The sequence below is a fragment of the Curtobacterium luteum genome, assembly GCF_014646995.1.
Classification (GTDB): domain Bacteria; phylum Actinomycetota; class Actinomycetes; order Actinomycetales; family Microbacteriaceae; genus Curtobacterium; species Curtobacterium luteum.
This window is the reverse complement of sequence record NZ_BMOI01000001.1, coordinates 176,262-190,450: the sequence shown is the minus strand read 5'-3', so window position 1 is coordinate 190,450 and position 14,189 is coordinate 176,262. Positions and strand designations below refer to the sequence as shown.

Sequence of the window (14,189 nt, the reverse complement as noted above, 5' to 3'; positions counted from 1 at the left end):
CGGCCCGGGGGACAAACCTCCCGGACCTGTGCGGATGACGATGGTTCGTCCACAGTCCCCGGATCACTGGTCCCCCGCGTGCGCGCCCTGGATAGACTCCGGGCGACGGCGCCCCCAGGGGGCCGTCCGGGGGCGCCGACGGCGGTCCCCGGGGGTTGGATGGAGGACGGATGCACACGGTCCACGATGGACGATCGGTCGGTACCGGACACGGTGCCCGGACGGCCACGGGCCGGCCGGCGGTCCGGTGGATCGCTCGTCTCGTGGCGGTGCTGGTCGCGGCCCTCGTCCTGCTCGCACCCGCGACCGCGGCCCGCGCCACCGAGCCCTTCACGCTGCAGGGCGGCGTGTACGTCGTCGACCGGGCCGACGCCCTGACCAGCGCGCAGCAGTCGCAGGTCGAGCAGGCCGTGCAGGACCTCTACGACCGGACGAAGACGCAGCTCTACGTCGTCTACGTGAAGACGTTCTCGAACCCGACGGACCACACCGCGTGGGGCGACGCCTTCCGGCAGCAGAACCAGATCGACTCGGACAGCATCGTGCTCGCCGTCGCGGTCGACGACCGGATCGCGGACGTCCACCAGACCAACGAGACCGCGCTCTCGTCGTCGGACGTGCAGCGCGCATACCAGGACGACGCCGTGCCGCGGTTGCGGGACGGCAAGTGGGCTGCCGCCGCGACCGCGTTCGCCGACGGCCTCGCGCAGACGCAGGACCCGCCGGACCTCACCGCGCTGTGGGTGGTCCTGCTCGTGCTCGTGGTCGCTGGTGTCGTGGTCGTGCTCGTGATCCGTGCCCGGAACAAGCGCCGCACCGCCGCCGCCACGAAGGCGCAGCAGGAGTCGCTCGTGGGCCTCGAGCGCTCCGCCGGTGGCGCGCTCGTCACGATCGACGACGAGCTGAAGACCGCCGAGCAAGAGGTCGGGTTCGCCACCGCCCAGTTCGGCGCCGACGCCGCGAAGCCCTTCGCCGAGGCCGTCGAGACCGCCAAGCGCGACGTCCGCCAGGCGTTCACCTACCAGCAGCAGCTCGACGACGAGATCCCGGACACCCCGCAGCAGCGCGCCGAGTGGGCGAACCAGATCATCGCGATCTGCGAACAGGCCCACGCCGCGATCGAGCAGCAGACCGAGGCGTTCGACCGGCTCCGCGCGCTCGAGGACGGCGTCGCCGACGCTGCGACGGCCCTCCGTGCGGACGTCGCCCGTGCACCGGAGTCCGTCACCGCCGCGGCCGTCGCACTCGACCGGGTCCGGTCCGCGTACTCCGGACGGACCCTCGCGACGGTGTCCGACTCCGTCGAGCAGGCGCAGCAGGTGCTCGCCTTCGCCACCGAACGGTCCGCGGCAGCGGACGCAGCCCTGGCCGCCGGCGACAAGGGCGAGGCCGTCGTCGCGGTCCGTGACGCACAGCACGCCCTCGCACAGGTCCAGCAGCTGACGACCTCGGCCACGAACGCCGAAGCGACCTTCGCCCAGGCCACCGCCCGTGCCGAGGCGATGCGCGCGGACATCGCCGGCGACGTCGCGGCCGCGCGCACGCTGACGTCCGGCGGCCCCGAGCTCGCCGCCGCCGTCACCCGCGCCGAGACGGTCCTCCGGCAGGGCCTCGACCCGAAGGACCCGATCTCCGCGGTCGACGCGCTGACCCGGGCGAACACCGACATCGACGCAGCCCTCGCGACGGCCCGGGGTGTCGAGGAGCAGAACCAGCGCGCCGCCCGGGCCCTGGACGACGCCCTGCGTGACGCCCGCTCGCGGATCAGCCAGGCACGCGACTACATCGCGCTCCGGCGCGGCGCCGTCGGCCCGACCGCCCGCACCCGCCTGTCCGAAGCCGAACGCGCGCTCGACGACGCGGTCGACCTCGCCACGACCGACCCCGGCCGCGCACTCCAGGCAGCCCGCGCCGCCGAGCAGTACGCGGCTGCCGCGATGGACGCAGCCGGCAACGACATGGGCGGCTGGCCGGGCGCAGGCGGCGGGGGCGGGGGCGGCGCCCAGCTCGGCGGGCTCGTCACCGGGCTCGTGCTCGGCGGACTCCTCGGCGGGCGCGGCGGCAGCTTCGGCGGCGGGTCCTTCGGCGGTGGCGGCTTCGGGGGCGGGGGGTTCGGAGGCGGGGGCGGCGGCTTCGGCGGGGACGGCGGCGGAGGCGGCGGTTTCTCCGGCGGCGGACGCTTCTGACCACCCGGACACCGCGCTCCTCGCCCGCACGACCACACACCACGAACCGGTTCTTCTCCAGAAAGGGAACAGCAATGGCCAAGCAGACGATCCTCGGTCGCATCTCCTCGCTCATCCGGGCGAACGTGAACCAGATCATCGACAACGCCGAGGACCCGCAGCTGATGCTCGACCAGCTCGTGCGGGACTACTCGAACAACATCGCCGACGCGAAGACCGCGATCGCCCAGACCATCGGCAACCTCCGCCTGCTCGAGCAGGACCACGAGGAGGACAAGAAGGCCGCCGTCGAGTGGGGCCAGAAGGCCGCCAACGCCTCGGCCGCCGCCGACAAGTACCGTGCCGAGGGCAAGACCGCCGACGCGGACAAGTTCGACAACCTCGCCAAGATCGCCATCGGCAAGCAGATCGCCGCCGAGCAGGAGGTCAAGGACAACGAGGGGCCGCTCGCCACGCAGAACGAGCAGGTCGAGAAGCTCAAGGCCGGCCTCGCGGGCATGGAGCAGAAGCTCGAGGAGCTCAAGTCCAAGCGGGACTCGCTCGTCGCCCGGCAGAAGACCGCCGAGGCGCAGTCGAAGGTCAACGACGCCATCGGCAACATCGACATCACCGACCCGACCAGCGACCTCAACCGCTTCGAGGAGAAGGTCCGCCGCGAGGAGGCCAAGGTCCTCGGCCAGCAGGAACTCCAGTCGTCGAGCCTCGACGCGCAGTTCGAGAGCCTCGAGGACGTCGGTAAGGACGCCGAGGTCGAAGCCCGGCTCGCCGCGCTCAAGAACGGCGGTTCGCCGACGATCTGACGCGTGTCCGGGGCGCCGGTCCAGCCGTCGCCCAGCACGCACTCCGGACGACGCCGGACCCTGCTGACAGACTGTGACGATGCACTTCATCGTGGTCGGTCAGTGGCAGGGTTCGGCGTCGTCGCGTGCGATGCGGCTCGCAGACGGTGCGGCGGCCATCGCCGCGGACCTGCCGCGCGCCTCGACCACGGTCGTCGAGGTCCCGCCCGGCGCCGGTGACCGTCTCGAGACCGCGATCGCCCGGTACACCTCGGTGCGGTCCGTGGCCGAGCGGGTCACCGAGGAGTCGAGCGTCGCGCCCGAGGCACCGTTCGTCATCGGCGGGGACGGGTCCGCGTTCCTCGGCGCCACCGTCGGCCTCGACGACGACACCCTCATCGTCCGGATCTCGGGTTCGAGCGGCTACCGGCCGCTCAACCGTGCGCAGCCGGTCGCGGCGGAGTCGGCGGCGCTCCGGGTCCTCGTCGACCGACCGGACGACCTCTTCCCCGACCTCCCGGTGCTCCCGGGGTCGCGGGTCGTCGTCGCCGGGATCCGCGGGGTGGAGGACAGCGAGGTCGCCGCGCTCGACCGTGCCGGCATCCGACGCCTCGACGTCGACGCTGCGACGCCCGAGGCCCTCGCCGAGACCGTGGCGGCGACCGGGTCCGGATCGGTCTTCGTGCACGTCGACCTCGACGTGCTCGATCCCTCGGAGGTCGACGGCCTCCTCGAGCCGGTCCCCTTCGGACTCGACGGTGCCGGACTCGTGGCGCTGATCCAGGCGGCGACACGCGGCCGACGGCTCCTCGGCGCGGCACTCACGGGGTTCGCGCCCGTCGATCCCGACCGCGCGGTCGACGATCTCGGCGTGATCCTCCGTGCGGTCGGCGCCCTGGCGAACGCGGCGAAGACCCCCTGACCGGGAGCCGACACCCCGCTGTACTCCTCCCGCTCGGCATCCCGTCGGACGGGCCGCGTAGGTTGGCGGCATGACGGACTACGACCTCATCGTGATCGGCGCCGGCGCAGTCGGCGAGAACGTGGCGGACTACGCCCACAAGCGCGGGCTCTCGGTCGCGATCGTGGAGGCGGAGCTCGTCGGCGGCGAGTGCTCGTACTGGGCGTGCATGCCGTCGAAGGCGCTCCTCCGCAGCGGTCACGCGCTCGAGGCCGCCAAGCGCCTCGACGGCGCGGCACAGGCCGTCACGGGCTCCCTCGACGTCGCGCGGGTCCTCGCCCGCCGCAACTCGTTCACCTCGGACTGGAAGGACGACGGGCAGGTCGCGTGGCTCGAGTCCGCCGACATCGCGCTCATCCGCGGTCGCGCGCGCATCACCGGCGCGAAGACGATCGAGGTGGACGGCGAGACGCACACGGCCCGCGCCGCCGTCGCCGTGGTCACGGGCTCACTGCACACCCTGCCGGACGTCCCCGGGCTCGCCGAGGCAGCACCCTGGGGCACCCGTGAGGCGACGAGTGCCCAGCAGGTGCCGGAGAGCCTCCTCGTGATCGGCGGCGGGGTGTCCGGTTCGGAACTCGCGACCGCCTGGGCATCGCTCGGTGCGAAGGTCACCCTCGTCGCGCGGCACGGTCTGCTCGGCGGCATGGAGCCGTTCGCGGGAGAGCTCGTCGCCGACGCACTCCGGGCACGCGGCGTCGACGTCCGCACCGGCGTCAACCCCGTCCGGGTCGACCGCGACGAGCACGGTCTGGTCACGACGACGCTCGACGACGGCGAGGTCGTCATCACGAGCGAGGTCCTCGCCGCGACCGGCCGCCGGGCACACACCGCGGACCTCGGACTCGAGACGGTCGGGCTCGAACCGGGCGCGTGGCTCGACGTCGACGACACCATGCTGGTGCACGGCACCGACTGGCTCTACGCGGTCGGCGACGTCAACCACCGCGTGCTCCTGACGCACCAGGGCAAGTACCAGGCCCGTGCTGCCGGAGAGGCCATCGCGGCGCGGCACCAGGGCACACCGCTGCACACCGAGCCCTGGGGCGCCCACGTCGCGACCGCCGACCACGCCGCCGCACCGCAGGTGACCTTCACCGACCCCGAGGTCGCGAGCGTCGGGCTCACCGAGGCGAAGGCCCGTGAGCAGGGCATCGACGTCCGCACCGTCGAGTACGAGCTGGGGAACGTGGCCGGCGCCGCGCTCCAGGCCGACGGCTACACGGGTCGCGCGAACCTCGTCGTCGACGAGTCCCGCGGGGTCGTCGTGGGCGCGACGTTCGTCGGGCAGGACGTCGCCGAGATGCTGCACGCGGCGACCATCGCCGTCGTGGGCGAGGTGCCGATCGACCGGTTGTGGCACGCGGTCCCTGCCTACCCGACGATGAACGAGGTCTGGCTGCGGCTGCTCGAGACCTACGGCCGCCCGGCGTGAACCCCTTCGTCGACTCGGTCGTGTCGCGGGCAGGCTGGCTGTTCGCGACGGCGGTCGGGCTGGCGGTCGGTCTGCCCCTCTCCACCGGACCCGTGCGCGTGGTCGACGGCCTCATCGTGTGCTCCGGACTCCCCCGATGGGCGTTCCGTCGCGGCGGCACGTGCGTCGGCTCGGTGTACCTCACGCGCGACAATGACGGCGACCGGGTGCTCCGGCACGAACGGGTGCACGTCACGCAGTGGCGCCGGTACGGCTTGGCGATGCCGCTCCTCTACGCGACGGCGGGACGCGACCCGCTGCGCAACCGGTTCGAGGTCGAGGCCGGCCTCGAGGACGGCGGCTACGTCCGCTGAGCCGACCGCCCACCGGGCGCGAGGTCACTTGACGGCGCACCACGCGCCTCCCGTCCGTCTGCCGTCGGCCGTGACACCCCGTCCGCGGCCCGCGTAACGGTCACGGGTGGTCGCTCCGCAAGCCCGCGACCGACACATCGTGACCGCTCGACAACGGTTCTGCGGGGAGTCGCGACCGCACGCCGAACACTCCGCTCGAGCACGCGCAACACGCCCTGCGCGTCACACCGCCGCGGGACCGCCGAGTTGCGCCGTCCGCGCAGTCGGTCGCAACACCCCGTCCGCGTCTCGCGGAACGGTCACAAGTGGTCGCTGCGCAAGCCCAGAGCCGACATCTCGTGACCGCTCGGCGACCTTCGTGCGGGGAGTCGCGACGGATCACCGGCCGCTCGGGTGCGCCCGACGCGCTGCCCGCAACACGATGTGTGCGTCGCGCCGCGGTCGCAGAAGGGGCCGCGCGGCACGAACGTGAGCGGCACGTCACGCGACCAACCGCGTGCCGAGGAGCCTCAACGCGCCGCGTGAGCCGCCCGTCGGTCCCGCGGGGCGTCAGGCAGCCGGCCGCCGCGGGACGACCAGCGGCGTGCCCGTCTCGGGGTCGGGCACGACGACGCACGGCAAGCCGAACACGTCCTCCACGAGCGACGCCGTCAGCACCTCGGACGGGGTCCCCGCCGCGACGATCGAACCCGCCCGCATGGCGACGAGGTGCGTCGCGTACCGGGCCGCTTGGTTGAGGTCGTGCAGCACCGCCACCACCGTCCGCCCCGCCCGGTGCAGCTCCGCGGCCAGCTCGAGCACGTCGTACTGGTGCGCGATGTCGAGGAACGTCGTCGGCTCGTCGAGCAGGACGATGTCGGTCTCCTGCGCGAGCACCATCGCGATCCACACCCGCTGCCGTTGCCCGCCCGAGAGCTCGTCGACGCTGCGGTCGGCGAGGGACACGGTGTCGGTCTGCTCCAGCGCGGCCTGCACGGCGGCCCGGTCCGAGCCGGACGACGGGTGCAGCAGGTCCTGGTGCGGGAACCGGCCGCGGGACACGAGGTCGCGGACGGTGATGCCGTCCGGTGCGATCGGCGTCTGCGGCAGCATCGCCACCCGTCGTGCAGCCGCCTTCGGACGGAGGGAGGAGATCGGCACGCCGTCGAGGTACACGGTGCCCGCGCTCGGCTTGAGCGTGCGCGCGAACGCCTTGAGGAGGGTCGACTTCCCGCACGCGTTCGGCCCGATGACCACCGTGAGCTCGCCGTCCGGGACGTCCACGTCGAGGGAGGACACGACCACGCGGTCGTCGTACGCGAGGGTCAGCCCACGGGCACCGAGTGCGGTCGTCGGCAGGGCGGTGGTCGGCACCGCCGTGGTCAATGCTCGGCCTTGCCGTTCCGCCAGTACCCCATGAACGCGACCTGCTTGCGGTCGAGACCGACACCTCGCACGAGGTGACGGCGGAGTTCCTTGACGCAGCCGGCCTCGCCCGCGATCCAGGCGTAGACCGGACGCTCGTCGACGGGGGCGGGGACCTCCCAGAGGACCTGCTCGTCGACGTCCACCTCGGTGAAGTCGGCGCTGTCGGCGCAGATCGCGGACGCGCCACCGGCCGCCGCCGTGACGGTCGAGGCCCACGCGTGCACCTGGTCGGTCATGCGGACACCGTGGGTCGCGCCGTTGCGCGCGATCCAGCGGACCTCGACCCCGGAGGGCGCGGTCACGGGCAGCCGGTCGGCGTCGGTGGGGACCTCGATGAAGACGTGGCCGACCGTGGCGACGTCGAGCGCCTCGAGGATGGCGCAGATGGCGGGCGCGGCGGTCTCGTCGCCGGCGAGCAGGATGCGGGTCGCGGTGCCCGGTGCGAACTCGGCGGCACCGGTCGGCAGCTCGTCGGGCGACTCGGGCACGCGCGGGCCGACGATGCGGAGTTCGTCGCCCACCCGGCAGTCGGACACCCAGCGCGAGGCGGGGCCGGCGTCGCCGTGCGCCACGAAGTCGATGTCGAGCTCGTGCGCGTCCGGACGGAAGGACCGCACCGTGTAGGTGCGGAGCGGGTTCCGCTGCTCGTCGGGCAGGGCACGCCAGGCGCCGTACCAGTCGCCGTCCTCCGGCAGCTCGGTGAAGCCGTGGCCGTCGATCGGCAGCATGACCTTGATCCGCTGGTCGAGCCCGACCGCGGAGAACTCCGCGAGCGCGTCACCCGTCAGCGTCACGCGCACGAAGTGCGGCGTGAGGGACGTGACGGCTGCCACGCGGACGGAGAAGATGCGGTACCGGGCTGCCACGAATCCAAGTATGGCATGCCTTACCTAACGCGACCAGGGTACGTGGCGGTGGCAGGATCGTGCCGTGTCCGATTCCGCCCTGCCCGACCCGAACGACGAGTTCGCCGACCTCGCCGCGCTCGCGACCGCGAGCGGCGTGGCGGAGCCGCTCCGCGCCTCCAGGCAGGTGGTCCGGACCGCGGACGGGCACGACGTCTCCGCGATCCGCTGGGGCGACGGCCGGGAGGCACGGATCACCTACCTGCACGGGCTCGGCATCGACGCGCACAGCTTCGACCAGACGGCGATCGCCGTCGGCACGCCGGCGGTCGCCCTCGACCTCCCCGGCCACGGCCGGTCGTCGTGGCGGGAGGACGCGGACTACGCCGCGAGCGCGACCGCACCGACGGTGCTGGCCGCGCTCGACGCCCTCGCCGTGCCGCCGGGGATCCTCGTCGGGCACTCCCTCGGGGCGATCCTGGCCGCGCGGCTGGCGGCGACCGCGCCGGAGCGTGTGACCGGACTCGTGCTCGTCGACATGTCGCCGGACTTCGCGCAGCGCGCCGTCGACCGGATCGCCCGCGCGCTCGAGGACGAGGAGCCGTTCGCGTCCCTGGACGAGGTCGTGGACCGCGCGGTCGAGGCACGCGTCGGGGACGACCGAGCCGTCCTGCTGCGCGAGGCACGGCACACCACCCGGCTCGGTGCGGACGGGCGACTCGTCCGACGCCACCACTTCCCGCACCTCGGGACCGGCCGGACCTCCTCCGTGGGGCGGTTCGCGGACGCCTGGCCGGACCTCGAGGCACTCGACGTGCCGATCCTGCTCGTGCGCGGCGACCGCGGCTACGTCTCCCCGAAGCTGCACGCGGGCTTCGCCGAGCGGCTGCCCGGAGCGCGCATCGTGACCGTCGAGTCGCGGCACGCCGTGCAGAACCAGGCGCCCCTCGAACTCGCCCGTGCGATCCGGGCATGGGCGGACGACCACGGATTGTTACACCCCGACGAGAAACCGTCGCAGGGCGACACCGCACGCCAGTAGTCTCGTGCGAGCGCCACGCGACGACCGTCGCCACGAGCGCCCGGAAGGAACCCACAACCCATGAGTCCGCTCCTCCCCCGCACCGCCGCGGCACGGCTCGCCGTCGTCGCGACCGCGGTGGCCGTCACCTCCGCACTCGCGCTGACCGGCTGCTCCGGATCGTCGACCGAACGCGGCGGCACCGACGCCACCGTGCGCGTCGGCCTGGTGCTCGAGCCCACGAGCCTCGACATCCGCACCCAGTCCGGTGCCGCGCTCGACCAGGTGCTCATCGACAACGTGTACCAGGGCCTGGTCGGGCGCACCGCCGACGGGAACGTCCGGGACGTGCTGGCCTCCTCGCACGAGGTCTCGTCGGACGGACGCACCTACACGTTCACGCTCCGCAAGGGCACGACGTTCCAGGACGGCAAGCCGGTCACCGCCGCAGACGTGGTGTGGTCGCTCGAGCAGGTCAAGTCGAACGACACGTACGTCGACTCCGCCAAGCTCGCCAACGTCTCGTCCATCACGTCCCCGTCCGCGGACACGGTGGTCCTGCAGCTCGCGAAGCCGGACTCGGACCTCCTCTGGAACCTCACCGGACGCGCCGGGCTGGTGCTCGAGAAGGCGGCGAAGAACGACTTGTCCGACTCGGCGAACGGCACGGGACCGTACGAGGTCACCTCGTGGAAGCAGGGCGACTCGCTCACCTTCGACCGCAACGACGACTACTGGGGCACCAAGGCGAAGGTCGCGAAGATCGAGTTCCGGTACATCACGCAGCCGTCGACGGCCGTGAACGCCATGGCGAACGGCGACCTCGACGTGCAGACCGCCGTCGACGGCACGCTCCAGAGCCAGCTCGAGGGCAACCAGGACATCACGCTGCACACCGGCAAGACGACCGACAAGTACACCCTCGCGTTCAACGACGCGAAAGCGCCGTTCACCGACAAGCGCGTCCGCCAGGCGATCCGACAGGCCATCGACGCGAAGGCGATCATCAAGGCGATCGGCGGGACGGGTGTCGAGCAGGGCGGCCCGATCCCGGCCCTCGACCCCGGCTACCAGGACCTCACCTCGATCGACGCGTACGACCCCGCGAACGCGAAGAAGCTCCTCGCCGCAGCCGGGAAGCCGAAGCTCTCCCTCACGCTCACGTACGCGAACATCTACCCGACGACCATCGGCGACGTCCTGAAGTCGCAGCTCGCCGACGTCGGGATCACCCTGACCGTCAAGCGTGTCGACTTCGCCACCTGGCTCTCCACGGTGTTCCAGGCCCCGAAGTCCGGTGAGCGGACGTTCGACATGAGCCTGGTGGACCACGTCGAGGCGCGGGACTTCGGCAACTGGGCGAACCCGGACTACTACTTCGGGTACGACAACCAGGAGGTCCAGGACCTCTACGCGCAGTCCGTCGCCGCGACGAGCGAGTCGGCCAAGGTATCGGCGCTCGAGAAGGCCGCCCGGATCGTCTCCGAGGACGCCGCCGGCGAGTGGCTCTACACGTCGACGTCGATCACGGCGGTCCGGAAGGGCGTGACGGGGGTGCCGTTCAACGGGACGAACTCGCGTCTCGACCTGTCGGAGCTCGCGGTCGCGTGAGCGTCCTGCGCCGTCAGTAGCATCGTCACGTGACCCGGTTCCTGGTCGGGCGGCTGCTGCTGCTCGTCGTCGGCCTGCTCGTGGCGAGCATCATCGTGTTCGCCACGCTGCGCGTGCTGCCCGGCGACGTCGCGCAGATCGTCGCGGGGACGCAGGCGACACCGGCGCAGGTCGCGCAGCTCCGGCAGGAGCTCGGCCTCGACCGTCCCGTCGTCGTGCAGTACCTCGACTGGATCGGGGGACTCCTCCGCGGCGACCTCGGTCGGTCGCTCGTCACCGACGGTCCGGTCGCCCCGGAGCTCGTGCAGAAGCTCGCCGTCACGCTGCCCCTCGCCGGCATGGCGCTCGTCGCGGCGCTCGCGCTCGGGGTGCCACTCGGTGTGCTCGCCGCGGTGCTCCGGCGCCGTGCGGGGGGCGCGGTCATCGGGTTCGTCGCGCAGGCGGTCGCGGCCGTGCCGATCGTCTGGGCGGGCATGCTCCTCGTCGCGCTCTTCGCCGTCACCCTGCACTGGCTCCCCACCCAGGGCTTCCCGCTCGACGGGTGGGACGAACCCGGACGCGCGTTCTCGTCCCTCGTGCTCCCCGCCCTGACGATCGGGGCGGTCGAGGGTGCGGTCATCCTCCGGTTCACCCGGTCGGCCACGCTCAGTGTGCTCGACGCGGACCACGTCCGGACCGCGGCGGCCATCGGCCTCACGCGGACGCAGTCGCTCCTCCGGCACGGGCTGCCGTCGGTCGCGCTGACCGTGCTCGCGGTGCTCGGCGTGCAGATCGCGGGTCTCCTCGTGGGCGCCGTCGTCGTGGAGCAGCTGTTCTCGCTCCCCGGCGTGGGCCGCATGCTGGTCGCCGACGTCGGGCGCCGGGACGTCACGAAGGTGCAGTCCGAGCTGCTCGTGCTCACCGGGCTCGTGCTGCTCGTCGGGTTCGCGGTGGACGTCGTGCACCGGACGCTCGACCCCCGGCAGCGGGAGGCGTCGTCGTGATCCGTCGCCTGCTCGCCCGGCCGACCGGGGTGTTCGCCGTGGTCGTGCTCGGCCTCCTCGTCGTCCTCGCCGCACTGTCGCTCGTGTGGCTGCCGCAGGACCCGTTCCGCGCCGACCCGTTCCACCAGTGGGAGGGTCCGAGCGCCGCGCACTGGTTCGGTACGGACGCCTCGGGACGGGACATCGCCAGCTACCTGCTCGCCGGCACCCGGACCACGGTCGTCGTGGCCGTCGGCTCCGGAGTGATCGCGAGCCTCGTGGGCATCGTCCTCACCGCCGTCGGGTCGCTCACCGCACGGTGGGTCCGCGAGGGCACGGCGGTCCTGCTCGACATCCTCGTGGCGTTCCCGACCCTGCTGACCGCGATGCTCCTCACCGCGGTGTACGGCGGCTCGCTCGGCGTCGTGGTCGTCTCGGTCGGGCTGTCGTTCGGCGTCACGATCGCCCGGGTGGCCCGCGGCGAGATCCGGCGGATCGCGCGGAGCGACTACGTCACTGCGGCACGGGCGGCGGGCGTCGGCCCGGGCGGCGTGCTCCTCCGGCACCTCGTCCCGAACGCCGCGCCGCTCTTCACCGTGCAGCTCTCGCTCGCGATGGCGACGGCGGTGCTCGCGGAGGCCGGCCTGTCGTACCTCGGCTACGGCGCCGGGTCGAACACCGCGTCCTGGGGCTCGCTGCTGTCGGACCTGCAGGCGTACATCGGCGTCCACCCGTGGAGCGCCACGTGGCCCGGTGCCTCGATCGCGCTGGTGGTCGCCGCGCTGTCCCTGCTCGGCGACGCCGTCCGGGACGCCACCGACCCCCGCCTGACGACGAGCGACCGGGAAGCCGACGCCGGCGCGCACGCGGACGGCAGCCGCGCAGCGGGCGCCGCTCCGGGGGTGACCGCGTGACGGGCGGCACCGGCGGGCTCGAGGTGCGCGACCTCACGGTCCGCATCGCGGGACGGACGATCCTCGACCGTGTGACGTTCACCGTGCCTCCCGGCCGACGCCTGGGCGTCATCGGCGCCTCCGGCTCCGGCAAGTCGATGACCGCGCTCGCCCTGATGGGGCTCGAGCCCACGGGGGCCGCCGTCAGCGGGAGCATCCGCCTCGACGGCACCGAACTCGTCGGTCTGCCGGACCGGGAGCGTGCGCGCCACCGCGGCTCCGGCATCGGCATGGTGTTCCAGGAGCCGGGGACCGCCCTCGACCCGCTCCGTCGGGTCGGGTCGCAGATCGCGGAGCCACTCCGACTGCACCACGGCCTGGACCGCCGCGCAGCCGGTCGCCGGGCCCTCGCCCTCGCGGCGGACGCCGGCCTGCCCGACCCGGAGTCGCTCCTGCGGCAGTACCCGCACCAGCTGTCGGGCGGCCAGCGGCAGCGGGTCTGCATCGCGATGGCGGTCGCGGGTGAGCCGGCCTACCTCGTGGCGGACGAACCGACAACCGCGCTCGACGTCACCACCCAGGCGCGTATCCTCGACCTCTTCGAGGGGCTCCCCGCGGGCATGGTGTTCGTCACGCACGACCTCGCGGTCCTCGCGCGCATCGCCGACACCGCGGTCGTGCTCGACGCCGGTCGGGTCGTCGAACGCGGCGCGGTCGAGGACCTGTTGGCCTCGCCGCAGCACTCCGCGACCGCGGCGCTCGTGTCCGCAGCGCGGGCGACGGTCCGCCGCACCCCCGGAGGAGACCGGTGACCGCACTGCTCGAGGGGACCGGGCTGCACCGGCACTACCGACTCCCCCGCCGGGGCCCGTTCGAGCCCGGCCCGGTCCGCACCGCGGTCGACGGCGTCGACCTGGCGGTGACGGCCGGGGGTTGCCTCGGCATCGTGGGCGAGTCCGGCTCCGGCAAGTCCACCCTGGTCCGGCTGCTCGCCGGCCTGGAGGCACCGACCGCCGGCACCGTGACGGCCTCCGGGCGTCCGGTGGTCGCCTCCAGCTCCGCACGCGCCCTGCGCTGGTACCGTCGCGAGACCGGCGTGGTGTTCCAGGACCCGTACGCCTCGCTCGATCCGCGGATGCGGGTGGGGGCGATCGTCGCCGAACCCCTCCGGGCGCTCCGGGTGCCCGGCTCGCACGAGTCGCTCGTGGCCTCGGTCCTCGAGCGCGTCGACCTGCCCGCCGACGCCGCCACCCGGTACCCGCACGAGTTCTCCGGTGGGCAGCGGCAGCGGATCGCGATCGCGCGGGCCGTCGTGCACTCCCCGCGCATCCTGTTCGGGGACGAGCCGATGAGTGCCCTCGACGTGGTGGTCCGGGCGCGCGTGATCGACCTGTTCCGCTCGCTCGCGGACGACCTCGGGTTGACCCTGGTGCTGGTGTCGCACGACATCGGTGTGGTGCAGCGGCTGTGCGACACCGTGGCGGTCATGTCGGGCGGGCGGATCGTCGAGCACGGGCCGGTGTCGTTGCTCGACGCGCCCGAGCACCCGGTGACGAGGGCGCTCGTGGCGGCGGCGCCGACGCTGCCGTAGGCGCGGGCGCGGGCGCGAGCCGGGTCGGGTCCGGCTTGGTCGTGGGCTTGGTCGCGGGCTTGGTCGTGGGCGGCGGATCGGGGAAACGCGCGCGCTTCGACGCTGCACGCGTCGAACGACGCGCGCAGTGTCGCAACGCGTGCGC

General features: G+C 73.1%; 13 protein-coding genes. 11 read left to right on the top strand and 2 right to left on the bottom strand.

All coding sequences use genetic code 11. The annotated features are described in order from the left end of the window. The first annotated feature begins 263 nt into the window (after positions 1–263). The 5 genes from IEY20_RS00810 (at position 264) to IEY20_RS00790 (ending at position 5,714) form a co-directional block, all read left to right on the top strand. A complete protein-coding gene (locus tag IEY20_RS00810; RefSeq protein WP_175329099.1) occupies positions 264–2,186 on the top strand; it encodes a TPM domain-containing protein in 1,923 nt (640 codons plus the stop codon). 74 nt (positions 2,187–2,260) lie between these two features. Next, complete coding sequence (locus IEY20_RS00805; protein WP_022902778.1) at positions 2,261–2,986, top strand: PspA/IM30 family protein; 726 nt, start codon at positions 2,261–2,263, stop codon at positions 2,984–2,986. A gap of 79 nt (positions 2,987–3,065) precedes the next feature. After that, positions 3,066–3,887 carry an arginase family protein gene (locus IEY20_RS00800; protein ID WP_175329098.1) on the top strand — a complete coding sequence of 274 codons (822 nt, stop codon included), beginning with the start codon at positions 3,066–3,068 and terminating at the stop codon, positions 3,885–3,887. A 70-nt stretch (positions 3,888–3,957) separates the two neighbouring features. Continuing rightward, positions 3,958–5,361 carry a dihydrolipoyl dehydrogenase family protein gene (locus tag IEY20_RS00795; protein WP_175329097.1) on the top strand — a complete coding sequence of 468 codons (1,404 nt, stop codon included), beginning with the start codon at positions 3,958–3,960 and terminating at the stop codon, positions 5,359–5,361. Further along, positions 5,358–5,714, top strand: a complete 357-nt coding sequence (locus IEY20_RS00790) for a Fe-S oxidoreductase (protein WP_229727781.1) — start codon at positions 5,358–5,360, stop codon at positions 5,712–5,714. Before IEY20_RS00795 ends, IEY20_RS00790 begins: the two co-directional genes overlap by 4 nt. Positions 5,715–6,263: 549 nt before the next feature. On the opposite strand, the gene IEY20_RS00785 is transcribed toward IEY20_RS00790, so the two are convergent. After that, a complete protein-coding gene (locus tag IEY20_RS00785) occupies positions 6,264–7,067 on the bottom strand; it encodes an ABC transporter ATP-binding protein (protein ID WP_148286031.1) in 804 nt (267 codons plus the stop codon). A gap of 8 nt (positions 7,068–7,075) precedes the next feature. After that, positions 7,076–7,987, bottom strand: coding sequence for a siderophore-interacting protein (locus IEY20_RS00780; protein WP_175329096.1), 912 nt, complete (start codon positions 7,985–7,987; stop codon positions 7,076–7,078). A gap of 64 nt (positions 7,988–8,051) precedes the next feature. On the opposite strand from IEY20_RS00780, the gene IEY20_RS00775 reads away from it, so the two are divergent. From IEY20_RS00775 to IEY20_RS00750, 6 genes are read left to right on the top strand one after another with little or no spacing between them, the layout of a single operon-like run. Continuing rightward, positions 8,052–9,008: an alpha/beta fold hydrolase gene (locus IEY20_RS00775; protein ID WP_175329095.1), complete on the top strand. Its 957-nt coding sequence runs from the start codon at positions 8,052–8,054 to the stop codon at positions 9,006–9,008. A gap of 60 nt (positions 9,009–9,068) precedes the next feature. Then, positions 9,069–10,598, top strand: coding sequence for an ABC transporter substrate-binding protein (locus IEY20_RS00770; protein ID WP_175329094.1), 1,530 nt, complete (start codon positions 9,069–9,071; stop codon positions 10,596–10,598). A gap of 29 nt (positions 10,599–10,627) precedes the next feature. Then, the gene (locus tag IEY20_RS00765; RefSeq protein ID WP_175329093.1) at positions 10,628–11,581 is read left to right on the top strand and encodes an ABC transporter permease; all 954 of its coding nucleotides are present in this window, start codon (positions 10,628–10,630) and stop codon (positions 11,579–11,581) included. Beyond that, entirely contained in the window at positions 11,578–12,474 is an 897-nt protein-coding gene (locus IEY20_RS00760; protein ID WP_229727780.1) for an ABC transporter permease, read from the top strand. The genes IEY20_RS00765 and IEY20_RS00760 overlap by 4 nt, the downstream gene beginning before the upstream one ends. Further along, complete coding sequence (locus tag IEY20_RS00755) at positions 12,471–13,265, top strand: ABC transporter ATP-binding protein (protein ID WP_175329092.1); 795 nt, start codon at positions 12,471–12,473, stop codon at positions 13,263–13,265. Before IEY20_RS00760 ends, IEY20_RS00755 begins: the two co-directional genes overlap by 4 nt. Further along, on the top strand, positions 13,262–14,044 hold the full coding sequence (locus tag IEY20_RS00750; protein WP_188888845.1) for an ABC transporter ATP-binding protein: 783 nt from the start codon (positions 13,262–13,264) through the stop codon (positions 14,042–14,044). Before IEY20_RS00755 ends, IEY20_RS00750 begins: the two co-directional genes overlap by 4 nt. The last annotated feature ends 145 nt before the right edge of the window (positions 14,045–14,189 follow it).

Excerpts from the sequence above, each read along its gene's own strand:
- IEY20_RS00805 (WP_022902778.1), top strand. The coding sequence starts at position 2,261 with ATGGCCAAGCAGACGATCCTCGGTCGCATCTCCTCGCTCATCCGGGCG.
- IEY20_RS00800 (WP_175329098.1), top strand. The coding sequence starts at position 3,066 with ATGCACTTCATCGTGGTCGGTCAGTGGCAGGGTTCGGCGTCGTCGCGT.
- IEY20_RS00795 (WP_175329097.1), top strand. The coding sequence starts at position 3,958 with ATGACGGACTACGACCTCATCGTGATCGGCGCCGGCGCAGTCGGCGAG.
- IEY20_RS00770 (WP_175329094.1), top strand. The coding sequence starts at position 9,069 with ATGAGTCCGCTCCTCCCCCGCACCGCCGCGGCACGGCTCGCCGTCGTC.